Here is a 23,073-nt window from a genome sequence, read left to right as displayed (position 1 = left end):
GAGTACCTACTCCCGCCCCGCCGAGGTGGACGACATGTCCGCGTACCGCGCCCCCGCGACCTTCCCGGCGATCGGCTCCAGCAGCGCCAGATCCTGCGCGGTCAGCCGGATCCCGGTCGCCGCGGCGTTCTCCTCGATGCGGCTGCGCTTACGGGTGCCGGGGATCGGTACGACGGCCAGACCGCGCGCCGTGGCCTGCTGCTGCAGCCAGGCCAGGGCGATCTGGCCGGGCGTGGCGCCGTGCGCCTCGGCGATGCTGCGGACCGGCTCCAGCAGCGCGGCGTTGGCGGCCGCGTTGTCGCCGGTGAAGCGGGGCTGCGTGCGGCGGAAGTCGTCCGCGGTCAGCTCCTTGTCGGCGCGGACGAACGCGCCGGTGAGGAAGCCCCGGCCGAGCGGGGAGTACGGGACGACGCCGACGCCGAGCTCGGCGGCGGCCGGCACCACGCCCTGCTCGATGTCCCGGCTGAACAGCGACCACTCGGACTGCAGCGCCGCGATCGGATGGACGGCCTGCGCCGCGCGCAGCTCGGGGCCGGTCACCTCGCTCAGCCCCAGGTGCTTGACCTTGCCCTCGGCCACCAGCTCGGCCATGGCGCCGACCGACTCCTCGATCGGGACGTCGGGGTTGCGCCGGTGCATGTAGTACAGGTCGATCTCGTCCACGCCCAGGCGCCGCAGGCTGCCCTCGACGGACTCGCGGATGTAGGCCGGGTCGTTGCGGATGATCCGCTTCGTCGGGTCCTGCGGGTCGAGGGTTATCGCGAACTTGGTGGCGAGCACGACCTCGTCGCGGTGCGCCCGGAGGAACGGGGCGAGGAACTTCTCGTTCTCCCCCATCCCGTACATGTCGGCGGTGTCGTAGAGCGTGACGCCCAGCTCCAGCGCCCGCTCCAGCGTGGCCCGCGCCTCGCCTGCGTCCGTCGGACCGTAGGCGAAGCTCATGCCCATACAGCCCAGGCCCTGCACCCCGACGCGCGGGCCGCCGGTGCCCAGCTCGACCGTTTCGATCTTCTTGCTGCTCATACGGACCTCAGAACCTCTCGGACGCCCGCCGGGCGTCGGCATAGATGTCGATCTTGTAGTCGAGAACGTCCAGCGTGCTCTGCAGCTCGGCGATCCGTTGGCGTACGTCCTCGCGGTGCGCGGTCAGCAGCCGCTCCCGCTCGGCGAAGGTGCCCGCGCCCGCCCGCACCAGCTCGGCGTAACGGACCATGTCCGCCACCGGCATCCCGGTCAGCCGCAGCCTGGCCACCAGGTTCAGCCAGTCCAGATCGCGGTTGCTGAAGCGCCGCTGCCCGGTGTGGGTGCGGTCCACGTGCGGCATCAGGCCGATCCGCTCGTACCAGCGCAGGGTGTGTGCGGTCAGGCCGGTGTGCTCGGCCACCTCGCTGATCGTGTACCGGTCGTGGCCGGTGGGCCGTGGGTGCGGGGGTGTGGTGCCGCAGCCGCGCTCCGTCGCCGGCCGCTCGGCGGCGGTTCTTGCGCCGCTCGCGACCGTTTCGCCCTGCATGACCGTCATGGCCCCGTCTCCCCTGTTCGCCGGATGTCTCCCGGCGTTTTCGCCGGGCGCCTCTCGACGTCTCCAACGCTAGAGAGTTCGAGCGCACTCCAAGCAAGCACGATCTTGACCGGGATTTGGGGCGGCACGGGCCGGCCGGGCGGGCGGACGGCCGGGCCTTGCGGCCACCGCCTAGGCTCGGGGGCATGCAGAGCCTGCGGATGATCGAGAACTGGCCGGTGCCCACCGCTGCGGCCGCCGTCGTACGAGCCGACGGCTCGGTGGCCGGAGCGTACGGCCCCCTGGAGCGGCGCTTCCCGCTGGCGTCCGTGACCAAGCCACTGGCCGCGTACGCCGCGCTGGTGGCCGTCGAGGAGGGCGCGGTCGAGCTGGACGAGCCGGCCGGCCCGCCGGGGTCCACGGTGCGTCATCTGCTCGCCCACACCTCGGGGCTGGCCTTCGACGAGCCGCGCACGATGGCCGAGCCGGGCACCCGCCGGCTCTACTCCAACGCCGGCTTCGAGGCGCTCGGCGACCACCTGGCCAAGGCGACCGACATCCCCTTCCCGCAGTATCTGCACGAGGCGGTGCTCGCACCGCTCGGGATGACCTCCACCGACCTGGCCGGCTCGCCCGCCAAGGACGCCGTCTCCACGGTCGCCGACCTGATCCACTTCGCCGCCGAGCTCCAGGCACCGCGGCTGCTCGCCCGGGAGACGCTCACGGCGGCGACCCAGGTGGTCTTCCCCGGTCTGCCGGGTGTGCTGCCGGGCTTCGGCCACCACAGGCCCAACGACTGGGGGCTGGGCTTCGAGATCCGCGGAGGCAAGTCGCCGCACTGGACGGGCGCCGCGTCCTCACCACGTACGTTCGGGCACTTCGGGCAGTCCGGGACGTTCCTGTGGGTGGACCCCGACGCCCGCGCGGCCGGTATCGCGCTGACCGACCGGGCCTTCGGACCGTGGGCGATGGAGGTCTGGCCGCAGCTGACCGACGCGGTGCTGGCCGAACTGGCGCGGCCGGCCTGACGTGCTACCGGGCGGAGCCGCGGTCTCACACGTACCCCGGCTCCGCCCCCATCTCCCACACCAGGCACTCCGCGGCCGCCAGCCCCTGCAGCTCCAGCCCCGCACCGTCGGTGATCCGCGCCGCGTCACCGGCGGCCAGGCGCTCCTCGCCGAGCCGTACGGCGCCGCGCACCACATGCACATAGGCCCGTGCGGCATCCGGGACCGCGGTGCGCTCCCCGTCGGCGAGGCGGCGCAGATGCAGCAGCGCGCCGGCCTGCGGCACTGCGTACGGGGTGCCGTCGGCGATGCCGCGTACCACCTCGTACGCGGGCTCGCCGCCGAATTCCAGCGGCGCCAGCCACATCTGGACGAAGCACAGCGGCCCGGCGCCGTCGTTGCGCTCCACATGCCGCACGCCGCCGGCCGAGCTGAGCCGCTGGAGATCGCCCGGGCGTACGGTGGTCTCGTGGCCGGCCGAGTCACGGTGGGTCAGCTCGCCCTCCACCACCCAGGTCACGATCTCCGTGTCGCGGTGCGGGTGCTCGTCGAAGCCGGCGCCCGCGGCCAGCCGCTCCTCGTTACAGGCGATCAGCGCCCCGAAGCGCAGATTGTCCGGGTCGAAATGGGGGCCGAAGGAGAACGCGTGCCGTGACTCGATCCCGGCCTCCGGCTCGCCGCCGCGGTAGCGTTCCTCGGCCCTGCGCACCTGAATCATGGGCCCACCGTAGCCCCGCCCCCTCACCTCTCCGCCCCGATAGTGCAGGCTTGTCCCGTGTCTGAACCCGCATCGCGCGACGCGCACCCGCACTCGGCGACCCTTAGGCGTCTGGAGAATTCGTCCGGCAAACTGGCGGCCGCCGCCATCGCCCGCATGGACGCCACCCTGCCGTGGTACCGCGCGATGCCTCCGGAGAACCGCTCCTGGATCGGCCTGGTCGCCCAGGCCGGTATCGCCGCGTTCACCGAATGGTTCCGGCATCCGGAGACCCCGCAGGCGATCAGTACCGACGTCTTCGGCACGGCGCCGCGCGAGCTGACCCGGGCGATCACGCTGCGGCAGACCGTGGAGATGGTCCGCACCACCATCGAGGTCATGGAGTCCGCGATCGACGAGGTCGCGGCGCCGGGCGATGAGTCCGTCCTGCGCGAGGCGCTGCTGGTCTACGCCCGGGAGATCGCCTTCGCCACCGCCCAGGTCTACGCCCAGGCCGCCGAGGCCCGCGGCGCCTGGGACGCCCGGCTGGAGTCGCTGGTGGTCAACGCGGTGCTGTCGGGCGAGGCCGACGAGGGCGCGCTCTCGCGCGCGGCGGCGCTGGGCTGGAACTCCCCCGAGCACGTGTGTGTCGTGCTGGGCACCGCCCCGGACGGGGACAGCGAACTGACCGTGGAGGCGATCCGGCGGGCCGCGCGGCACGCCAAGCTCCAGGTGCTGACCGGGGTCCTGGGCTCCCGTCTGGTGGTGATCGCGGGCGGCTCGGACAATCCGCTGAAGGCCGCGAAGGCGCTGATCGGCCCGTATGCAGCCGGTCCCGTGGTGGCCGGTCCGGTGGTCTCCGATCTGCTGGCCGCAACCCGCTCGGCCCAGGCCGCGGCGGCCGGGCTGCGGGCCTGTGCCGCCTGGCCGGACGCCCCGCGGCCGGTGCTCGCGGACGATCTGCTGCCGGAGCGCGCGATGGCCTCGGACCCGGTGGCCAGGGACCAGCTGGTGGAGGAGATCTACAGACCGCTGGAGGAAGCGGGGTCGGCGCTGCTGGAGACACTGAGCGTCTATCTGGAGCAGGCGAGCAGTCTGGAGGGCGCGGCCCGGATGCTCTTCGTGCACCCCAACACCGTGCGCTATCGGCTTCGACGTGTGACCGACGTCACCGGCTGGTCACCCTCCGATGTGCGGTCGGCGTTCACCCTCCGTATCGCGTTGATTCTGGGGCGCCTGGCTGACGGTGAGGCGCAACTCTAGACTTTTGTCGGACACCAACAATTACCCCGATGGTTCTTGGTCCCTGTCCCCACGGGCGGCCGGAACCACCCACAAGAGAGAGTGTGAGGGTGCTCGTACTCGTCGCTCCCGGCCAAGGCGCTCAGACGCCCGGCTTCCTGACCCCCTGGCTCGACCTTCCCGGTGTCGAGGACCGGCTCCGTGCCTGGTCGGACGCCATCGACCTGGACCTGGTCCACTACGGCACGAAGGCGGACGAGGAGGAGATCCGCGACACCGCGGTGGCGCAGCCGCTGCTGGTGGCCTCCGCCCTGCTCTCCGCCCGGCAGCTCTTCGCGACGGCCGACGCCGTCACCGCGCAGGTCGGCGCGACGGCCGGCCACAGCGTCGGTGAACTGGCCGCCGCGGCGCTGGCGAACACGATCTCCGACGAGGCCGCGATGACGCTGGTGCGCCGCCGCGGCCAGGCGATGGCCGAGGCTGCCGCCGTCACCGAGACCGGCATGGCCGCGCTGCTCGGCGGCGACGAGGCCGTCGTCCTCCCGCATTTGGAGCAGCTGGGCCTGACCCCGGCGAACGTGAACGGCGCGGGCCAGATCGTGGCCGCGGGCACCGCCGAGCAGATCGCCGCGCTGGTCGAGAACAAGCCGGAAGGCACTCGCCGGGTCGTACCGCTGAAGGTGGCCGGCGCGTTCCATACTCACCACATGGCACCTGCTGTCTCGGCCCTGGAAACCGCGACCGCCCAGCTGGCGGTCGCCGATCCGCAGACCCGTTACGTCTCCAACAAGGACGGGCAGCTGGTCTCCTCCGGTCAGGAGCTGGTGCGACGGCTGGTGGGCCAGGTGGCCAACCCCGTGCGCTGGGACCTGTGCATGGAGACCTTCAAGGAGCTCGGCGTGACCGCGCTCATCGAAGCGGCTCCCGGTGGCACCCTCACCGGCCTGGCCAAGCGCGCACTGCCCGGCGTGCGGACCCTCGCTCTCAAGACGCCCGACGACCTCGACGCGGCCCGCACGCTGATCGCCGAAACGACGTCAGCCGCAGCCGCGGCGGGCTCCGCACCGGCCGAATAGGAGTCCGAAGCGCATGACCTCGAAGATCAAGCCCTCGCAGGGCACCCCGTACGCGCGGATCATGGGTGTCGGCGGCTACCGCCCGACCCGTGTCGTGCCCAACGAGGAGATCCTCAAGTACATCGAGTCGTCCGACGAGTGGATCCGCTCGCGGTCCGGTATCGCGACCCGCCACTGGGCGGGCCCCGAGGAGACCGTGGCGCAGATGTCGGTCGAGGCGTCCGGCAAGGCGATCGCCGACGCCGGCATCACGCCCGAGCAGATCGGCGCCGTGATCGTCTCCACGGTCTCGCACTTCAAGCAGACCCCGGCGATCGCGACCGAGATCGCGCACCGTATCGGCGCCGGCAAGCCGGCCGCGTTCGACATCTCGGCGGGCTGTGCGGGCTTCGGCTACGGACTGACCCTGGCCAAGGGCCTGGTGACCGAGGGCTCGGCGGAGTACGTCCTGGTCATCGGCGTCGAGCGGCTCTCGGACCTGACCGATCTGGAGGACCGTGCGACGGCCTTCCTCTTCGGCGACGGCGCCGGCGCGGTGATCGTCGGCCCGGCCAAGGAGCCGGCGATCGGCCCGACGGTCTGGGGCTCGGAGGGCGACAAGGCCGAGACCATCAAGCAGACCCTCGGCTGGGACGTCTACCGCACCACCCCGGTCCCCGGAGGGGATGCCCCCGAGGGCCGGCCGGCCCCGGAGGAGATCCGCTACCCCGCCATCACCCAGGAGGGCCAGGCGGTCTTCCGGTGGGCGGTGTTCGAGATGGCGAAGGTCGCCCAGCAGGCGCTGGACGCGGCCGGCGTCAGCCCGGACGACTTGGACGTCTTCATTCCGCACCAGGCCAACATGCGGATCATCGACTCGATGGTGAAGACTCTGAAGCTGCCGGAGAGCGTGACGGTCGCCCGCGACGTGGAGACCACCGGCAACACCTCGGCCGCCTCCATCCCGCTCGCCATGGAGCGGCTGTTGGCGACCGGACAGGCCAAGAGCGGCGACACCGCGCTGGTCATCGGCTTCGGGGCGGGTCTCGTCTACGCCGCGACGGTCGTTACCCTCCCCTAGGCAAGATCTGCGCAACGCCGGATGTCCTCGGATGTACCGGCCGCCGCTCGGATCTTCACCGCAAGTAACGCAGTTTCCCCATAAAATGACCGAAGGAGCGCCATCATGGCCGCCACTCAGGAAGAGATCGTTGCCGGTCTCGCCGAGATCGTGAACGAGATCGCCGGGATCCCCACCGAGGACGTCCAGGTGGACAAGTCCTTCACCGACGACCTGGACGTCGACTCGCTGTCCATGGTCGAGGTCGTCGTCGCCGCCGAAGAGCGCTTCGACGTGAAGATCCCGGACGACGACGTCAAGAACCTCAAGACGGTCGGCGACGCGACCGACTACATCCTCAAGCACCAGAGCTGATCCAGCTCCCGCGCATGTCGCCACCCCGCGGTGGCGCCGTCGATTCAGACCCCTCTACCCGTGGAGTAAGAATTCCCGTGAACGCGACCAATCGCACCGTGGTCGTCACCGGTATCGGCGCAACCACACCGCTGGGTGGCGACAGCGCTTCGACCTGGGAGGCCCTGCTCGCCGGACGCTCCGGCATCAGCACCCTTGAACAGGACTGGGCCACCGACCTGCCGGTTCGTATCGCCGGCCAGATCGCCGTTGAACCGTCCGAGATCATTCCGCGTCCGCAGGCCCGGAAGCTGGACCGCTCGGCGCAGTTCGCGCTGATCGCGGCCCAGGAGGCCTGGAAGGACGCGGGCTTCACCGCCAAGGCGGGCGAGGACACGTCGGTCAACCCCGACCGTCTGGGCGCCGTCATCGCCTCCGGCATCGGCGGTGTGACGACCCTGCTCGACCAGTACGACGTGCTCAAGGAGAAGGGCGTACGCCGCGTCTCCCCGCACACCGTGCCGATGCTGATGCCGAACTCGCCGTCCGCGAACGTCGGCATCGAGTTCAACGCCCGCGCCGGTGTGCACACGCCGGTTTCGGCGTGCGCGTCGGGCGCCGAGGCCATCGGCTACGCGATCGAGATGATCCGCTCCGGCCGCGCCGACGTCGTCGTCGCGGGTGGCACGGAGGCCGCCATCCACCCGCTGCCGATCGTCGCCTTCGGCAACATGATGGCGATGTCCAAGAACAACGACGACCCGCAGGGCGCCTCCCGCCCCTGGGACGTCGACCGCAACGGCTTCGTGCTCGGCGAGGGCGCGGGCGTGATCATCCTGGAGTCCGAGGAGCACGCCAAGGCCCGCGGCGCCAAGATCTACGCGGAGGCCGTCGGCCAGGGCATCTCGGCCGACGCGCACCACATCACGCAGCCCGAGCCCTCCGGCAACGGCATCGCTGCGGCGCTGCAGAACCTCCTCGACAACACCGGCCTCCAGCCCGCCGAGATCGTGCATGTCAACGCGCACGCGACCTCGACGCCGGCCGGTGACGTCGGCGAGCTCCGGGCGCTGCGCAAGGCGTTCGGTGACGACGTCGACCACATGGCCATCACCAGCACGAAGTCGATGACCGGCCACCTCCTGGGCGGCGCGGGCGGTATCGAGACGGTGGCCACGGTCCTCGCGCTCAAGAACCGCATCGCCCCGCCGACGATCAACATCGACCAGCTCGACCCGGAGGCCGACGCGGACATCGTCCGCGGCGAGCCCCGCAAGCTGCCGGCCGAGGGCCGGATCGCGGCCCTGAACGACTCGTTCGGCTTCGGCGGCCACAACGTGGTCCTGGCCTTCCGCTCGGCCTGAGGCACCCTCAGCACCCGTAACGGGCCCGCCCGGTGACATGTCACCGGGCGGGCCCGTTGCCATGTCAGCCGTCTCAGCCGTCGAATCCGGCGTAGTACGCGGCCGCGGCGTCCTCGTCGCCGTGGCCCTGCTGCTCGGCCCGGCGGAAGCGCTCCGCGGCCGCCGCCACCAGGTCCATGTGGACGCCGGCGTCCCGGGCCGCCTCGGTGATGAGCCGGGTGTCCTTGCGGGCGGCGGACACGGTGAAGCTCGCGGGGAAGTTCTCGGACAGGATCAGCTCGGATTTCAGCCGGAGGTACGGCAGATCGAGCGCCCCGCCGGCGATCGCCGCGAGGAAGTCGCGCGCGTCCACCCCGAGCCCCTCGGCCAGCGCGAGAGTCTCACCCGTACCGCTGATGACCGTCAGCACCCAGGTGTTGACGACGAGCTTGAGACGACTGGCGGCACCGTCGGCGGCGTCCTCACCGACCCACTGGGTACGGCTCCCGACGACGTCGAAGATCCGCCCGGCGCGCTCCCGTACGTCCTGCGGACCGGCCGCCAGGATCGTCAATTGCCCCTTCTCCGCAGGGTCCTTGGTGCCCAGTACGGGGGCGTCCACGAACCGCAGCCCGTGTTCGCCGGCGAACCGGGCGAGCGGGGCGAGCCCTTCGGGTCCCACCGTGCTCATCTGGAGCCACAGGGCGCCGGGCGGCAGGGCGGGGGCGGCCCGGTGCAGTGCGTCGAGGACGGCGGGCCCGTCGAGCAGCATCGTGAGGACCACGTCGGCGCCGTCCACCGCCTCGGCGGGGGTGCCGGTGACGCGGATCCCGTCGGCGGCCAGCGGCTCGGCCCTGGCCCGGGTGCGGTTCCAGGCACGGACGTCCAGCCCGGCCCTGGCGAGGTTGCGGGCCATCGCCGCGCCCATGATTCCGGTGCCGAGCACCGCGACGGAGAGGGTGTCGGAAGCGTTGTTGTCGGCCATGACGGCACGCTAGAACCTGGAGCGCACTCCAGGGCAAGCGCCGCCGCGTGTCGGGGAGCAGCCGTGTGGAGCGGCCTCGCTCCGGGGGTGATCCGGCAGGCCCTAGACGACCTGGTGCAGCCAGCGGACCGGGGCGCCCTCGCCCGCGTACCGGAACGGCTCCAGTTCGTCGTCCCAGGGCTTGCCGAGGAGCTTGTCGACCTCGGCGGCCAGCTCCGTCTCGCCGCGCGCCGAGCGGGCGACCGCGGCCCGCAGCCGGTCCTCGGGGATGAGGATGTCGCCGTGGATGCCCGTGACGGCATGGAAGATGCCCAGGTCGGGGGTGGAGCTGTAGCGCTCGCCCTCGGCGGTGGCGCAGGGTTCCGCCGTCACCTCGAAGCGCAGCAGATGCCAGCCGCGCAGCGCGGAGGCCAGCTTGGAGGCCGTACCGGCCTCGCCCTGCCAGGAGAACTCGGCTCTCCACGTGCCCGGGGACGCCGGCTGGCGGATCCAGTCGAGATTGACGCGCACGCCGAGGACGCCCGCCACGGCCCATTCGACATGCGGGCACAGCGCGCGCGGTGCGGAGTGGACGTACAGAACTCCACGGGTCGTCACCGGGACCTCCAGTGCGGTTCGAGGTTCGCCTTCCCCAGCGGCCTCGTGCCCGTTCCGGTTGCGGCCGGGACAGTTGTCATTCTGCCCCAGTGATCACTTCGGCACCAGCGTGCTGGTGACCTACAGTAAACACCATTAGGCGGAATTTGCCGCAAAAGGGACAGGAAATGACGTGATGTAATTTGTCTGTGCCGACTGCACTTGCCACTTTGGGTCACCGCCCGGAAGGCACGGCGCAAAGCTACCGCGCGGCTCCGGTCGGGTGGTGACGTACCGTCGGTACCCGAAGAGATATCACTCGCACGCCGGAGGGGACAGGGGATGACGCAGATCAATCGGCCCTTTCGCCCCCTCAGTCGACCCTTCCGCCCCCGCCGTCACCGCTTCCGACGGTACCCCTCACGCACGGTCGCCGCCGCCTCCGCACTCCTGATCGCCCTCACTGGCTGTAGTTCTGACGGGACTGCACACTCCGGCGCGTCGGGCAAGCGGCACGGCCCGCCCGCGCCCGTCTGGCGCACCGACCCCGGCTCGATCGCGGCGCTCGGCGACTCGATCACCGCCGGCTTCGACGCCTGTACGGTGCTCGCCGACTGCCCGCGGGTCTCCTGGGCCACCGGCACCGATCCCGCGGTCGACAGCCTCGCCCGACGGCTGGTCGAACAGCCCGCCACACACAGCTGGAACTTCGCCCGGACCGGGGCGCTGATGAGCGATCTGCCGGAGCAGGTCGCCTCGGCCACCCGCCGTAAGCCCGAGCTGGTCACGGTCCTGATCGGCGCCAATGACGCCTGCCGGAACGACGTGGCGGCGATGACGCCGGAGGCCTCCTTCCGGGAGGACTTCGCGCGGTCCATGCGGCAACTGCGGCGCGCCCTGCCGCACACCCAGGTGTATGTCGCGGCGGTGCCGGACCTGCTGCGGCTGTGGTCCGAGGGGCGCAAGAACCCGCTGGGCAAGCAGGTGTGGAAGCTGGGCCTGTGCGGGTCGATGCTGCGCGATCCGGACGATCTGACGAAGCCGGCCCAGGACCGCCGGGCGAGCGTGCAGAACCGGGTACGGGCGTACAACTCCGCGCTGGCGGAGGTGTGCGGCAAGGATCCGCTGTGCCGCTTCGACCGGTCGGTCTTCGACTACCGCTTCACCGGACGGCAGTTGAGCACCTGGGACTGGTTCCACCCCGGCGCCCGTGGCCAGAAGGAGCTGGCGGAGCTGGCGTTCAAGGTGGTCACCCGAGCGGGGCGGTAGCGCCCGCACCCGGGAACCGGGCGCCCGCGGGCGGTCCGCGGGCATAGGCTCAACGGCATGAAGACGCAGGTCAGCAGGGAAATATTCGGCGCGTTGGACGACGGCACGCCCGTCGAGCGCTGGACCCTGGAGTCGGGTCCGGGCGGGCTGCGGGTCCGCATCCTGACGTACGGCGGGATCGTCCAGAGCCTGGAGGCCCCGGACCGGGACGGGACCCGGGGGCAGCTGGCGCTGGGCTTCGCGGATCTGGCCTCGTACGTCGCCCACGGCGGGTCGCACTTCGGCGCGCTGGTCGGGCGGTACGCGAACCGGATCGCCGGGGCGTCCTTCCCGCTGGACGGCCGGACGCACCGGCTGACCGCGAACGACGGGCGGCACAGCCTGCACGGCGGGCCGGGCAACTTCTCCCGGGTGGTGTGGGGCGCCCGGGAGACCGACGGCGGCGTGGAGCTGCACCGGGTCAGCCCGGACGGCGAGGAGGGCTTCCCCGGCGCCCTGGACGTGCGGGTGACCTACACCCTCTCCCCCGACGGCGCGCTGCACCTCGTCTCGCGCGCCCGGACCGACGCCCCGACCGTCGTCAATCTCACCAACCACACCTATCTCCACCTGGGCGGTGCCGGCAGCGGCTCCGTCACGGGCCATGAGCTGCGGCTGGCGGCGTCCCGGTACACGCCCGTCGACGACACCGGCATTCCGCTGCCCGGTGCGCCGGCCGACGTCGCCGGGACCCGCTTCGACTTCCGTACGGCGCGGGCGGTGGGCGGCGGCTACGACCACAACTTCGTGCTCGACGGCGGGGTCGCACCGGTGCCGCGCACGGTCGCGGAGCTCCACGACCCGCGGTCGGGCCGGGTGCTGGAGCTGGCCACCACCGAGCCCGGTCTGCAGCTCTACACCGCGGACCACCTCGACGGATCCCTGACCGGCAGCTCTGGCGTCCCCTACGGCCCACGGGCCGGACTCGCCCTGGAAACCCAGCACTTCCCGGACTCCCCCAATCGGCCGGACTTCCCCGGGACGGTGCTGCGGCCCGGCGAGCACTACTGCTCGCAGACCGTGTACCGCTTCTCGGTGCGGCCGCGGGCTGCGGGAAACCCTTAAGGGCGCGGCCGGGCGAAGGTCATCCTGTGCGCTGACGCGGCCGGGCGGCGGTGACGGCACGATGAGCAGCGACCGGCTTTCCGGTCCGCTGCGATCCGTTCCGTTGCCTGCCCAGGGAGAACCGTCACCATGGCCCGCCTCCGCGCTCCTCATCTGCTCCTGTCCGGTGCGGCGTTGGCCGTCCTGGTGGTGGCAGGCTGCTCGCTGCCGGACTACGGCCCGACGAAGACGGCGCAGCGCACGTACGCCGTGCCGGGCACGGTCGGCGCGCTGGCGGCGACCACGCACGGCGGGAACATCGAGATCGTGCCGGTCGACGGCGGCGGCCCGGTCCGGGTGACGGAGAAGTACCGCTACAACGACCGCAAGCCGACTCCCGCCCACGCGGTCAAGGACGGCCGGCTGACGCTGAAGGCCGCGGAGTGCGGCATGGGGCGCCGGTGCGAGGTGGAGTACCGGGTGCTGCTGCCGCGCACCGCCTCGGTCGATCTGCACACCAGCGGCGGGGACATCCTCATCCGGGGCACCAAGGGCGCCATCGCCGCGGAGACCAGCGGCGGCAACGTCACCGTCACGGATTCCGCGGCCCGCACCATACGGGCGAAGACCAGCGGCGGCAATGTGGACCTCGCGCTGGCCGCGGCGCCCGACGAGGTCTCGGGCCGGACCAGCGGAGGCAATGTCACCATCCGCCTCCCGAAGGGGGCGTATGCGGTCGACGCCGCCACAAGCGGCGGCCACCGCAAGGTGTCCGTCCCGACGGACGGGCGCTCCGCGCACAAGGTGACCGCGCGGACGAGCGGCGGTGATGTGTCGGTGGTGACCTCATGAGGGGCCGGCCATGAGGGACCGTCGGGGGCACCGCCGGCGCACGATGCCCCCGTTCCCGGGCCGGTCAGCCGACGGTGACCTCCGCCGTCAGCCGGCGGTCCTCGGCGCTGCGCGCGGCCTCGACGCGGTAGACGCCCTTGACCCGGCGCCAGCCGTCGTCCGCCTCGCTCCACTGCGCTCCGCCTCCGCTCACTGCCGAGCCTTCGGAAGTGGAGCCCCAGACCGCGAAGGCCCGGTCCGGCAGCGGGATCTCGGCCTCGGCGCTCTCGCCCGGGCCGGCCTCGACGACGGCGAAGCCGGCCAGCCAGCGGTCCGGGCGCTCCGGAGCGTTCGGGGCGGCGTCCGCGGTGGGCGCCAGATAGATCTGGATGACCTCGCGCCCGGGCCGGTCACCGGCGTTGCGGACGCGCACCCGCACCGAGTCGGGGGTCGTGTCCAGCGACTCGTACTCCCAGTCGGTGTAGCCCAGGCCGTGCCCGAAGGGGTAGGCGGGCGCGACGGCGGACCGCTGCCAGGCGCGGTAGCCGATGAACACCCCCTCGGAGTAAGCGAGTTGACCGTCGGTCGGGGTGACGGTGGTGACCGGGGCGTCGGCCAGCCGGGCCGGCCAGGTGGTGGGGAGCCGGCCGCCCGGCTCATGGGCACCGAGCAGGACATCGGCCAGCGCCGCACCGGCCTCCTGGCCGGGGAACCAGCTCAGCAGCACGGCCGGAACCTGCTCGCGCCACGGCAGCTCCACCGGAGCGCCGGCGTTGACGACCACGACGGTGTGCGGGTTGGCGGCGGCGACCCGGGCGACCAACTCGTCCTGGCGGCCCGGCAGTCGCAGGTCGCGGCGGTCGAAGCCCTCGGACTCGACCTCTTCGGTGGTGGCGACGACGACGATCGCGACATCCGCGCCGGCCGCAGCGCGGACCGCCTCCTCGATCCGCTCCTCCGCATCGGGCCGCGGCAGGTCGTGGCCGAGGGAGAAGTACAGCCCGCCCAGCCCCTCGCCCAGCTTCGGGCCACCCGGCACGAACCGCAAGGTCACCTCGGTGCGCTCACCGGCCGTCAGCTCTGCCGTCACCCGCCGCTCGACGGGGTTCAGGAACGCCTCGAAGGGGTCGTCGCTCTCCGGCGCGCACCGCCCGTCGAAGAGGACCGCACCTCCGACGGTCAGCCGCAGTTCACCGGTGCCGGAGACGGCGAAGGTGTGGCTGCCGCCGGACTGCGGGAGGTAGCTGCCGGTCAGCTCGACGGCGTGCAGATTCTGCCGGGTGACGCCCCGCGGGAGGCGGCTCATCGCCTGCACCTTGCCGTCCACCTGCGGTGTTTCGGCGAGCAGTTGGCCGTCGGCGGCGAGGTAGCGGGCGCAGAGCGTGAAGCCGTCGCGGGCGGACGGCACCCGGGTGCGCGCCTCGGCGCCGGCCGCGAAGGTGACCTCGACCCCGTCGGGCAGCGCGGCACGCAGCCCCTCCAGCGGAGAGACCACCGCCTCGGGGAAGACGGTCGCGGACCCGCCGCCGAGCACCCTGGCGTCCCGCGCGGCCGCCCCGATGACCGCGACCCTGCGCAGCCCCGGGACATCGAGCGGCAGCGCCGGCCGCGCCCCGCCCACGGGCTCGTTGCGCAGCAGGACGCAGCCCCGCCGGGCGAGGTCGCGGGCCACCGCCCGGCCGTCGATCCCCTGGGGGACCGCGGACGGATCCACCGCGGCCGGCACCCCGTCAAGACACCCCGTCCGGGCCGCGAGCAGCAGCACCCGGCGCACCGCGTCGTCCACCTCCGACTCCGCCACCTCACCCGCACGGACGGCCTCGGCCAGCGGCGCGCCGTAGACCGTACGGGGTCCGGGCATCGCCACATCGAGGCCGCCGTGCAGGGCACGCACGGTGTCGCGGGCGGCCGTCCAGTCGGAGACGTTGCAGCCGTCGAAGCCCCATTCGCCGCGCAGTACGCCCTGCACCAGCGCGCGGTGTTCGGTCATGGTCGAGCCGTTGACCTGGTTGTAGGCGGTCATGACGGCCCAGGGGCGGGCGTTTTCGACGAGGTGCTCGAAGGGCGCGAGGTAGAGCTCGCGCAGCGGGCGCGGGGCGATCCGGTTGTCGACGGTGAGGCGTTCGGTCTCGGCGTCGTTGCCGACGAAGTGCTTGACCGTCGCGCCGACGCCGCCCTCCTGCACCCCGCGGACGTATCCGGCGCCGATCACGCCGGTGAGCAGCGGGTCCTCCGAATAGCACTCGAAGTGGCGGCCGCCCAGCGGGGAGCGGTGCAGATTGACGGTCGGCGCCAGGAGGACATGCACGCCCTTGCGGCGGGCCTCCTGCGCGAGCAGGTGGCCGGCCCGGCGGGCGAGTTCGGGATCCCAGGTGGCGGCCAGTGCCGTGGGGCCGGGCAGCGCCACCGAGGGGTCCTCGGCGTTCCACTCCTGGCCCCGCACGCCGACCGGGCCGTCCGACATCACCAGCGACCGCAGCCCGATCGCCGGCACGGCCGGCAGCGTCCACATGTCCTGGCCGGACAGCAGTCTGACCTTCGTGTCGAGGTCGAGCGCGGCGAGCGCCCGCTCCACCGCCGCGGTGTGGTCGGGTGCGCGGTCACGGGCCAGAAGGCCGGCGTCGGCACCGGCGGGCCCGTGGGTCTGGTCATCGGTCATGCGGTTCTCCGGTGTTCCCTGGGTGGTCGTGCGTTCCCCTGTCCGGATTCTGACCCGTCCACCATGCACGCGGTAAGGACCGTTACTTTCCCGATACATCAGCCGTACGGGATCTCCACGCGAGGGATACGCTCGGCCGGTGACTGCACGACATCAGGACGGCTCCCGGGACGGCGGACCGGGCGCGATACGGACCGGTGGCGGCGGCCGGGAGGCCCGTCGCGCGGAGCGGCGGGAGGCCATCCTGCAGGCCGCGATGGAGCTCATCGCGGAACGCGGCTACCGCCGCACCTCGCTCGCCGCCGTCGCCGAGCGCGCCGGACTCACCCAGCAGGGGCTGCTGCACCACTTCCCGACGAAGGAACTGCTGCTGGTCGGCGTGCTGGAGGCGCGCGACCGCTGGGACCTGGCCTCGGCCGCCGCGGCGTCCGGCAGCCGGCGCACCGGCACCCTGGCCGCGCTCGTCGACTACAACGCCACCCGCCCCGGCATCGTCCGTACCTACACCGTGCTGTCCGCCGACAGCGTCACCGAGGACCACCCCGCCCGCGCCTTCTTCGAATCCCGGTTCCACGCCGTACGCGCCTACCTGGCCGAGGCGCTGCGGGCGGAGTGCGGCGACACCCTCCCCGGCGGCCTGACGCCCGAACGGGCGGCGCCGCTGCTGGTCGCCGTGATGGACGGCCTCCAGCTGCAATGGCTGCTGGATCCGCAGGAGGTGGACATGCCGGCTGCGTTCCGGGACTTCCTTGCGCTGATCGGGTGTGGGGAGGAGCTGGGCGGTGGAGCGAGTGGGGAACAGGGCCCCGGCGGGCGGGGTGGCAAGCAGGCTGACGGGCCGGGTGGGGAAGAGGGTGACGGGCCCGGTAGCTAGTGGGGCTGTCCCTGGCAAGGAGCACGCCAGGGACCTGCGTCGCCTTCACCGGTCTCGGGCCGGGCTCACCCGGGGTGCTGGTCGTCCTGCACGTCGTGCAAGGACGGGGCGTAGGAGATCCCGACGATCAACCCCTCCGCGGTGAGAAGTCTGGTCACCGTCTGGCCCCACGGCTCGGTGCGGGCCTGGTGCACCAGCTCGAAGCCCGCGCGTTGAAGCTCGGCGCCGGCGGCTGTGACGGCTTCCGCGTTCGCCACCTCGAACTCGATCGATGCCTGCGGGACCACCCGGTCGGCGGGCCACTGAGCCGTGCCGAAGCATGCCTGGGCTGCCTGCGAGAGCGGCCACAGGCCGAAGTGCTTGCTGCCGGGGACGCTCCCGCTGGAGTAGTAGCCGTTGCCTTCCCCCTCCAGGGGGAGACCAAGAACCTCGATGAACAGCTTGCGGCTCAGCGGCGGGTCGGCGACGACCACCGCCACGCTCGTGAGGAAGAGAACGTCCATGCCGGTGGTTTCACCCTCCTGCTGCGACGGGACTGCGAGGGCCGGAGATCCGGCCTCGTCGGCACCGCTTCGAGCGCCCGGATCCCGCTCAACCTATCCGCCTGCTCCCCAAGGGCCGAGACACCCGCGCCCACACCGCCTTGAGTCACCCGATCGGGCCGGCGGCGGGCCGGAACGGGGCCGACGGAGCCGCGCCGCTTCCGGCCGTCGCGCACCGAGGGCCTCTACCGCCCCGCCCCGGGCACCGCTTTACTCACCCCCATGAGACGCATACGTACCAGGATGGGCGCGCTCGGTGTCGCGCTGCTGGCCGCCGTCCCGCTGTCGCTGACGGCACCGGCCCGCGCGGCCACCGCGCCGGACAGCACGGTCGAGGAGGGCCGGCTGACACAGGCCGCGCCGCAGGAGATCCTGCGGCGCAGCGGATTCGACGCCTGGGCGGGGGAGTTCGGGGCCGGGCTGGCGCGGGTGACGACGTACCCGGAGGCCAGGCGCTATGTCGCGGACGAGGGGCGGGCGCTGTGGCGGCGGGCCGTGGACCGGGCGCAGGGACGCGGGCCGGACGGCGGCGATCTGAGCCGGGACGACGACCGGCCGCTGTACTGGGCGCGGCTGGGGATGACCAGCCAACTGCGGGCGTGGCGGCCGGACTTCCCGCTGTCGGGGGCCCGGCGCGCCGCTCTCCTCGACGCGCTGGAGCGGGGCTCGCGCGGACAGGACTCGATCGACCTGCCGGCCGGACCGCACGTGCTGCGGATCGTGGTGACCGGATTCGACCCCTTCCAGCTGGACGACGACGCCCGCCGGAGCAATCCGTCGGGGGCGGCGGCGCTGGCCCTGGACGGGACCACCGTACGGACCGCCTCGGGTGAACCGGCCCGGATCGAGACCGCGGTCTTCCCAGTGCGCTGGGCCGACTTCGCGCAGGGCACGGTGGAGCGCACCCTGCTGCCGCACTTCCGCAGCGGGCCGCGGCAGGCCGATCTGTTCACCACGATCAGCCAGGGACGGCCCGGGCGGTTCGACGTCGAGCGGACCAACGGGGCCTGGCGGGGCGGCTATCCGGACAATGCGCAAGCAGAGCGCACCGGGACCGTGCCGATTCCGGCGGGGGTGCCGACCGTACTGCCGCAGCCGCAGTGGACGGTCACCAGCCTGCCGTACGCACGGATCGTGGCGGCCGGCACGGGTCCGTATCCGGTGGTCGACCACACCGCCGTCACGGAGATCCCGGCGGGCGGCACCACGCCCGTGGAGCGGCCGGACGGGCCGACCGCGGGGTCCACGGCCCGTGCGGGCGGCGGCGGGGACTACCTGTCCAACGAGATCGCCTACCGGGCGACGCTGCTGCGGGACGCGGTGCGGCCGGAGCTGCCGGGCGGGCATCTGCACACCCCGGTGCTGGAGTTCGGCGCCGCCAACACGGACCCGTCCGGGCCGGTCACCGACCCGGACTTCGTCCGCAATCGGATCGCGATCACCGGGCAGGTGCGGGCGATCCTGACGGTGGCGGCGTCCGGGGCCGCGCGCAGATAGCCGCGAAGGGCGCGGGCGGGCCGGTTATCCACAGGCCCGCCCGCTCCGCGCCGTCGCCGGGCATCATGGACGAATGATCATTGCTGCCGCACAATTCCCCTCCGTCCCGGGCGACATCGAGGCCAATGCCGCTCGGATGGCCGCGCTCGTCGGCGAGGCCGCCGACCGCGGCGCCGGTCTGGTGGCGTTCTCCGAACTCGCGCTGACGCACTACGACCTGCGCCTGATAGCTGCCGATCCGGTGGGGATGACGGTCACCGAGGAGGACGCCCGGCTGGCGCCCGTACGCGAGGCCTGCCGGACGGCCGGGATCGCGGCGGTGGTGAATGCGGCGGGCCGGGCCCGCGAGGGCGCGGCCGGACCGACCATCTCCTCGTTCGTCCTGGGGCCGGACGGTGCGCTGCTCACCCGCTACGACAAGCGCCATCTGTCCGGGGAGGAGCGCAAGCTCTTCACACCGGGCGGCGCGGACGGCCGCTTCATGCTGGGCGGGGTCCGGTTCGCGCTCGCCACCTGCCTGGACAGCAGCTTCCCCGAGGTGCCGGCGCGGGCCGCGGCGGACGGCTGCGGGGTGTATCTGGCCAGCGCCTTCCACGACTCGGCGGAGCGCGTGGAGCGGTATGCGGAGCTGGCGCGGGACAGCGGGCTGCAGGTGCTGCTGGCCAACGGCACCGGCATCGGCAGCTGCGGCCCGGCGTGCGGCCTCAGCGGCGGCTGGCTGCCGACCGGCGAGCGGGTGGCGGCGGCCGCGGAGTGGAGCGGTCCGGCCCCGGGCGACGGTGCGGAGCTGGTGCTGAGCGATGTCCGCGACCGCATCACGCTGATGGCGGACCCGGCGATCGCCGCGATACCCGTCAAGGAGTGCGGCGAGCCGCTGGTGGACATCCGGACCGCGGCGCCCGCGCTGCTGGTGGCCAAGGACCGGCACGACACCCGGGGGGACTTCGCGCACCTGCGCCAGGGCGTGCTGCAACGGCTGCTGGCGGCCCAGGAGTTGCTGCCGGACGGGCTGCGGCTGCAGATAGTCGAGGGCTACCGTCCTCCGGCACTGCAGCGCCGCTACTTCGAGGAGTACGTGGAGGAACTGCGCGCCGCCTTCCCGGAACGGCAGGAGCAGCGCCTCCACCAGGACGCCAGCCGGTATGTGTCGCCCCCTGAGATAGCCCCGCACAGTGCGGGCGGGGCGGTGGATCTCACCCTGGTCACCACGGACGGCGACGAGGTCGACATGGGGACACCGATCAATGCCTCCCCCGAGGAGAGCAACGGCGCCTGCTACACGGGCGCACCGGACCTGCCCCCGGCCGCCCGCACCCACCGCCGGGTACTGACCGCCGCCCTCACCGCAGCGCGCCTGGTCAACTACCCGACGGAGTGGTGGCACTGGTCCTACGGCGACCGCTACTGGGCACTGGCGACGGGCGCGGACCATGCGCTGTACGGGCCGATGGAGCTGGACGGGGAGTGAGACCCGGCCGGGGCGGCGCCGCCCGGGTACGACTGAGTGAGTTGGACGGGGAAGGAGGTTCCGCCGGGCCGGCGCCGGTACGGCCGCCGGCCCCGCACCGGTGTCACCCCTGCGACGCCTCCTCGGGCACCGTCGCCGCCAGCTCCGCCAGGGTCGGATAGGACGGCTGGGCGCCCGGCTTGGTGACGGCGGCGGCGCCGACGCGTACGGCGAAGCGGGCCGCCTCGGGGAGGGCGTCGCCGCGGGCCAGGCGGGTGGCGAGGGCACCGGTGAAGGCGTCGCCGGCGCCGGTGGTGTCCACCGCCTTGACCCGTACCCCGGGGATGTCCTCGCTGCCCGAGGCGTCCAGGACCAGCGCACCGTCGCCGCCGAGGGTGACCACGACGGAGCGGGCGCCCTGCTCACGGAGCGCCTGCGCCCACTCGGCGGGGCTGCCGTCGGCGCGCCCGGACAGCTGCCGCGCCTCGTGCTCGTTGACGACCAACGGGTCGGCCACTGCCAGGAGTTCGGGGGCGAGGGCCGTCTCGGGCGCCGGTGAAGGGTTGAGGACGACGCGGGTGCCGGCCCGCTCCGCGGCCACGGCGGCGGCCCGTACCGACTCCATGGGGATCTCCAGCTGGAGGGAGACCACCGAGGCGGCGGCGATGGTCTCCTGTGCGGCGGCCACGTCCGCCGGGGAGAGGGCGGCATTGGCGCCGGGCGAGACCACGATGCTGTTGTCGCCGTCCGGGTCGACGATGATCATCGCGGTGCCGCTGCGGGCCGCGTCGTCCACGATGACGGGGGCGACATCGGTGCCCGCCGCGCGCTGCGCGGCCAGCAGCATCTCGCCGAAGGCATCGCCGCCGACCCGCGCCAGCAGTGCGGTGCGCCCGCCGATCCGGGCCGCGGCGGCCGCCTGGTTGGCGCCCTTCCCCCCGGCCGATTCGACCAGGTCCGTACCGAGCACGGTCTCCCCCGCGCCGGGCCGCCGCTCGACCCGTACCGTCAGATCCGCGTTGGCCGAGCCGACCACCAGGACGTCATACATGCACCGCTCTCCCACTTCTTCTCCTCTGTCGTTGTCGGCGACCCGCCTCTGTCGGTCTCGGCCGCCCGCCGCCGGGCCGCGGGCTCAGCCGCCGAACTTCGCGGCGTTCTTCCCCGTCACCAGCACCACCGGCACCCTGACCGACCGCGGCAGCTTCTCACCGCGGGCGGCCTTCAGCGCCCAGTCCACGGCCTGTTTGCCGAGGAGTTCGGGCTGCTGGGCGACGGTCGCGGTCAGCGCGCCGGCGCGGACCGCCTTGACGCCGTCCGGAGTGCCGTCGAACGCCACCACCTTGACGTCCTTGCCGGAGCGGCCGCCCAGCGCCTTGGACGCACCCAGCGCCATCTCGTCGTTGGCGGCGAACACCCCGCCGATGTCGTGGTGCGCCTGGAGCATGTTGGACATCACGTCCATGCCCTTGGTGCGGTCGAAGTCCGCGGGCTGCCGGGCTACGACCTGGATCCCGGGGTACTTCTTGATGCCTTCCTCGAAACCCTGGCTGCGCTCCCGGGCGGCGGAGGTACCGGCCTGGCCCTCCAGGAAGGCCACCTTCCCCTTGCCGCCGAGCGAGTCGGCCAGCGTCTTCGCGGCGAGCCGGCCGCCCGCGACGTTGTCGGAGGCGATGGTCGAGCCGACCGTGCCGCCGTTGACGCCGCGGTCGATGGAGATCACCGGCACCTTCGCCCGGTTGGCGACGCCGACGGCCGGGACGGCGGCGTCGGAGTCGACCGGGTTGATGATGGCCGCCTTGACGTTCTGGCTGGTGAACGTCTCCATCTGGTTGATCTGCTGGGTGGGGTCGTTCTGGGCGTCGGTGATGTTGAGGTGCAGACCGCGGGCGTCCGCCTCGGCCTGGGCGCCCTCCTTGATGCCGACGAAGAACGGGTTGTTCATCGTGGACAGCGCCAGCCCCAGGTCGGTGTTGCCCCCGCGGTCGCAGCCGGTCAGAGCCAGGGCGGCGACCGCGGCCAGCGCGGCCACCAGCGACACCGACGTACGCGCCGTCGTACGGGCCGAGAGCCGGGCATCCGTACGGGCCGTGGGCCGTGCGCCCGTAAGGGAGTTCATCCGGGCCGCCGTCGTCCGCGCCGTCCTCCCCGCCCTCATCGCGCGCTCCGGCGGCGCAGCGTGTCCAGGAGCACCGCCAGCGCGATGACCAGCCCGGTGGCCACCTGCTGCCAGAACGCCGAGACGCTCAGCAGATTGAGCCCGTTGCGCAGGACGGCCAGGATCAGGGCGCCGATCAGCGTGCCGGAAGCCTTGCCGGAGCCGCCGGAGAGGCTGGCCCCGCCGATCACCACGGCGGCGATGGCGTCCAGCTCATAGCCGGTGGCCGCCTGCGGCTGGGCGGAGGTGAGCCGGGCCGCGAGCACGATGCCGGCGACCGCCGCGAACAGGCCGGACAGCGCATAGATCACGAGCTTGCGGCGCTTGACGTGGATACCGGAGAGCCGGGCCGCCTCCTCGTTGCCGCCGATCGCGAACATCGCACGGCCGGAGTACGTACGGGCCAGGATCAGTGCGGCAATCAGCCCCATCGCAATCATGACGAGGACCGGCACCGGCAGCCAGCCGCCGAGGGTGTCACCGAGCGCGGCGACCGCACCGGGGAAGGCGATCGGCGAACCTCCGGAGATGACCAGGGCCAGGCCCCGCCCGACCGAGAGCATCGCCAACGTCGCGATGAAGGCGGGCAGTTTGCCGTACGCGACCAGCGCCCCGGAGACCAGACCGGAGGCCGCACCGACCGCCAGGCCGAGGAGCACGGCCATCCAGACCGGCAGGCCCTCGCCGGTGGCCGCCCAGGCCACCACCGTGGCGGAGAGCGCGGCGACCGACCCGACCGACAGATCGATACCGGCCGAGACGATCACGAAGGTGACGCCGAACGCGAGGATCGCGGTGACCGACGCCTGGACGCCGACATTGAGCAGGTTCTGCCCGTTGAGGAAGTCCCTGGACAGCACGGCCATCACCACGACCAGCGCGAGCAGACCGCCGAG

General features: G+C 72.7%; 20 protein-coding genes and 1 pseudogene. 12 read left to right on the top strand and 9 right to left on the bottom strand.

Translation table 11 applies throughout. The features are described from left to right. Nucleotides 1-6: 6 nt before the first annotated feature. Both CPH93_RS24180 and CPH93_RS24175 read right to left on the bottom strand, forming a co-directional pair. Nucleotides 7-1,023, bottom strand: coding sequence for an aldo/keto reductase (locus CPH93_RS24180; RefSeq protein WP_093482996.1), 1,017 nt, complete (start codon nt 1,021-1,023; stop codon nt 7-9). A 7-nt stretch (nt 1,024-1,030) separates the two neighbouring features. Then, a complete protein-coding gene (locus tag CPH93_RS24175) occupies nt 1,031-1,519 on the bottom strand; it encodes a MerR family transcriptional regulator (protein ID WP_006605831.1) in 489 nt (162 codons plus the stop codon). Nucleotides 1,520-1,704: 185 nt separating this feature from the next. On the opposite strand from CPH93_RS24175, the gene CPH93_RS24170 reads away from it, so the two are divergent. After that, complete coding sequence (locus CPH93_RS24170) at nt 1,705-2,526, top strand: serine hydrolase domain-containing protein (RefSeq protein ID WP_096214050.1); 822 nt, start codon at nt 1,705-1,707, stop codon at nt 2,524-2,526. A 25-nt stretch (nt 2,527-2,551) separates the two neighbouring features. Here CPH93_RS24170 and CPH93_RS24165 read toward each other — a convergent pair whose 3' ends face one another. Next, on the bottom strand, nt 2,552-3,223 hold the full coding sequence (locus CPH93_RS24165) for a pirin family protein (protein ID WP_006605829.1): 672 nt from the start codon (nt 3,221-3,223) through the stop codon (nt 2,552-2,554). Between the two features lie 57 nt (nt 3,224-3,280). Here CPH93_RS24165 and CPH93_RS24160 point away from each other — a divergent pair, with 57 nt between their 5' ends. From CPH93_RS24160 to fabF, 5 genes are all read left to right on the top strand, one after another. After that, nucleotides 3,281-4,465 (top strand): PucR family transcriptional regulator, encoded by a 1,185-nt coding sequence (locus CPH93_RS24160; protein ID WP_093482999.1) that lies wholly within the window; start codon nt 3,281-3,283, stop codon nt 4,463-4,465. 89 nt (nt 4,466-4,554) lie between these two features. Further along, nucleotides 4,555-5,520 carry an ACP S-malonyltransferase gene (locus CPH93_RS24155; RefSeq protein WP_093483000.1) on the top strand — a complete coding sequence of 322 codons (966 nt, stop codon included), beginning with the start codon at nt 4,555-4,557 and terminating at the stop codon, nt 5,518-5,520. A gap of 13 nt (nt 5,521-5,533) precedes the next feature. Continuing rightward, the gene (locus CPH93_RS24150) at nt 5,534-6,580 is read left to right on the top strand and encodes a ketoacyl-ACP synthase III (RefSeq protein ID WP_006605826.1); all 1,047 of its coding nucleotides are present in this window, start codon (nt 5,534-5,536) and stop codon (nt 6,578-6,580) included. A 105-nt stretch (nt 6,581-6,685) separates the two neighbouring features. Continuing rightward, nucleotides 6,686-6,934 carry an acyl carrier protein gene (locus tag CPH93_RS24145; RefSeq protein ID WP_006605825.1) on the top strand — a complete coding sequence of 83 codons (249 nt, stop codon included), beginning with the start codon at nt 6,686-6,688 and terminating at the stop codon, nt 6,932-6,934. A 77-nt stretch (nt 6,935-7,011) separates the two neighbouring features. Beyond that, nucleotides 7,012-8,277, top strand: a complete 1,266-nt coding sequence (fabF, locus tag CPH93_RS24140) for a beta-ketoacyl-ACP synthase II (RefSeq protein WP_096214049.1) — start codon at nt 7,012-7,014, stop codon at nt 8,275-8,277. Nucleotides 8,278-8,350: 73 nt separating this feature from the next. Here fabF and CPH93_RS24135 read toward each other — a convergent pair whose 3' ends face one another. Further along, nucleotides 8,351-9,241 carry an NAD(P)-dependent oxidoreductase gene (locus CPH93_RS24135; protein WP_093483002.1) on the bottom strand — a complete coding sequence of 297 codons (891 nt, stop codon included), beginning with the start codon at nt 9,239-9,241 and terminating at the stop codon, nt 8,351-8,353. Nucleotides 9,242-9,343: 102 nt separating this feature from the next. Further along, complete coding sequence (locus CPH93_RS24130) at nt 9,344-9,838, bottom strand: DUF3145 domain-containing protein (RefSeq protein WP_093483003.1); 495 nt, start codon at nt 9,836-9,838, stop codon at nt 9,344-9,346. 321 nt (nt 9,839-10,159) lie between these two features. On the opposite strand from CPH93_RS24130, the gene CPH93_RS24125 reads away from it, so the two are divergent. From CPH93_RS24125 to CPH93_RS24115, 3 genes are all read left to right on the top strand, one after another. Continuing rightward, entirely contained in the window at nt 10,160-11,086 is a 927-nt protein-coding gene (locus CPH93_RS24125) for a GDSL-type esterase/lipase family protein (protein WP_096214048.1), read from the top strand. A 57-nt stretch (nt 11,087-11,143) separates the two neighbouring features. Continuing rightward, nucleotides 11,144-12,190: an aldose epimerase family protein gene (locus CPH93_RS24120; protein ID WP_096214047.1), complete on the top strand. Its 1,047-nt coding sequence runs from the start codon at nt 11,144-11,146 to the stop codon at nt 12,188-12,190. Nucleotides 12,191-12,319: 129 nt separating this feature from the next. Beyond that, complete coding sequence (locus tag CPH93_RS24115; RefSeq protein ID WP_096214046.1) at nt 12,320-13,021, top strand: DUF4097 family beta strand repeat-containing protein; 702 nt, start codon at nt 12,320-12,322, stop codon at nt 13,019-13,021. Nucleotides 13,022-13,085: 64 nt separating this feature from the next. Here the strand turns inward: CPH93_RS24115 and CPH93_RS24110 are convergent, their stop codons facing one another. Further along, nucleotides 13,086-15,659, bottom strand: coding sequence for a beta-glucosidase family protein (locus CPH93_RS24110; protein ID WP_096214045.1), 2,574 nt, complete (start codon nt 15,657-15,659; stop codon nt 13,086-13,088). Between the two features lie 187 nt (nt 15,660-15,846). Here CPH93_RS24110 and CPH93_RS24105 point away from each other — a divergent pair, with 187 nt between their 5' ends. Continuing rightward, nucleotides 15,847-16,533 carry a TetR/AcrR family transcriptional regulator gene (locus tag CPH93_RS24105; RefSeq protein WP_267895756.1) on the top strand — a complete coding sequence of 229 codons (687 nt, stop codon included), beginning with the start codon at nt 15,847-15,849 and terminating at the stop codon, nt 16,531-16,533. A gap of 65 nt (nt 16,534-16,598) precedes the next feature. On the opposite strand, the gene CPH93_RS24100 is transcribed toward CPH93_RS24105, so the two are convergent. Next, nucleotides 16,599-17,036, bottom strand: a complete 438-nt coding sequence (locus tag CPH93_RS24100) for a VOC family protein (RefSeq protein ID WP_096214044.1) — start codon at nt 17,034-17,036, stop codon at nt 16,599-16,601. 261 nt (nt 17,037-17,297) lie between these two features. Between CPH93_RS24100 and CPH93_RS24095 the strand changes: the two genes are divergently transcribed. Continuing rightward, the gene (locus CPH93_RS24095; RefSeq protein ID WP_096214043.1) at nt 17,298-18,572 is read left to right on the top strand and encodes a pyroglutamyl peptidase; all 1,275 of its coding nucleotides are present in this window, start codon (nt 17,298-17,300) and stop codon (nt 18,570-18,572) included. A 73-nt stretch (nt 18,573-18,645) separates the two neighbouring features. Then, a complete protein-coding gene (locus tag CPH93_RS24090; RefSeq protein ID WP_096214042.1) occupies nt 18,646-20,040 on the top strand; it encodes a nitrilase-related carbon-nitrogen hydrolase in 1,395 nt (464 codons plus the stop codon). Between the two features lie 103 nt (nt 20,041-20,143). Here the strand turns inward: CPH93_RS24090 and CPH93_RS24085 are convergent, their stop codons facing one another. Together CPH93_RS24085 and CPH93_RS37625 are read right to left on the bottom strand one after the other, a co-directional pair. Beyond that, nucleotides 20,144-21,070, bottom strand: a complete 927-nt coding sequence (locus CPH93_RS24085) for a ribokinase (protein ID WP_096214041.1) — start codon at nt 21,068-21,070, stop codon at nt 20,144-20,146. Between the two features lie 84 nt (nt 21,071-21,154). After that, nucleotides 21,155-23,043: pseudogene (locus CPH93_RS37625) on the bottom strand (ABC transporter permease/substrate-binding protein). Nucleotides 23,044-23,073 lie beyond the last annotated feature (30 nt).

Source organism: Streptomyces sp. 2323.1, from assembly GCF_900221035.1.
Taxonomy (GTDB): Bacteria; Actinomycetota; Actinomycetes; order Streptomycetales; family Streptomycetaceae; genus Streptomyces; species Streptomyces sioyaensis.
The sequence above is the reverse complement of the archived record's forward strand: the minus strand, read 5'-3'. Positions and strand labels throughout refer to the sequence as shown.

What these genes read in the sequence shown, in the direction of transcription:
- CPH93_RS24110 (WP_096214045.1), bottom strand. Translation starts at nt 15,659, where the DNA reads ATGACCGATGACCAGACCCACGGGCCCGCCGGTGCCGACGCCGGCCTT.
- CPH93_RS24180 (WP_093482996.1), bottom strand. Translation starts at nt 1,023, where the DNA reads ATGAGCAGCAAGAAGATCGAAACGGTCGAGCTGGGCACCGGCGGCCCG.
- CPH93_RS24120 (WP_096214047.1), top strand. Translation starts at nt 11,144, where the DNA reads ATGAAGACGCAGGTCAGCAGGGAAATATTCGGCGCGTTGGACGACGGC.
- CPH93_RS24150 (WP_006605826.1), top strand. Translation starts at nt 5,534, where the DNA reads ATGACCTCGAAGATCAAGCCCTCGCAGGGCACCCCGTACGCGCGGATC.
- CPH93_RS24085 (WP_096214041.1), bottom strand. Translation starts at nt 21,070, where the DNA reads ATGTATGACGTCCTGGTGGTCGGCTCGGCCAACGCGGATCTGACGGTA.
- CPH93_RS24135 (WP_093483002.1), bottom strand. Translation starts at nt 9,241, where the DNA reads ATGGCCGACAACAACGCTTCCGACACCCTCTCCGTCGCGGTGCTCGGC.
- CPH93_RS24095 (WP_096214043.1), top strand. Translation starts at nt 17,298, where the DNA reads ATGAGACGCATACGTACCAGGATGGGCGCGCTCGGTGTCGCGCTGCTG.
- CPH93_RS24175 (WP_006605831.1), bottom strand. Translation starts at nt 1,519, where the DNA reads ATGACGGTCATGCAGGGCGAAACGGTCGCGAGCGGCGCAAGAACCGCC.
- CPH93_RS24145 (WP_006605825.1), top strand. Translation starts at nt 6,686, where the DNA reads ATGGCCGCCACTCAGGAAGAGATCGTTGCCGGTCTCGCCGAGATCGTG.
- CPH93_RS24115 (WP_096214046.1), top strand. Translation starts at nt 12,320, where the DNA reads ATGGCCCGCCTCCGCGCTCCTCATCTGCTCCTGTCCGGTGCGGCGTTG.
- CPH93_RS24170 (WP_096214050.1), top strand. Translation starts at nt 1,705, where the DNA reads ATGCAGAGCCTGCGGATGATCGAGAACTGGCCGGTGCCCACCGCTGCG.
- CPH93_RS24165 (WP_006605829.1), bottom strand. Translation starts at nt 3,223, where the DNA reads ATGATTCAGGTGCGCAGGGCCGAGGAACGCTACCGCGGCGGCGAGCCG.
- CPH93_RS24090 (WP_096214042.1), top strand. Translation starts at nt 18,646, where the DNA reads ATGATCATTGCTGCCGCACAATTCCCCTCCGTCCCGGGCGACATCGAG.
- CPH93_RS24125 (WP_096214048.1), top strand. Translation starts at nt 10,160, where the DNA reads ATGACGCAGATCAATCGGCCCTTTCGCCCCCTCAGTCGACCCTTCCGC.
- CPH93_RS24100 (WP_096214044.1), bottom strand. Translation starts at nt 17,036, where the DNA reads ATGGACGTTCTCTTCCTCACGAGCGTGGCGGTGGTCGTCGCCGACCCG.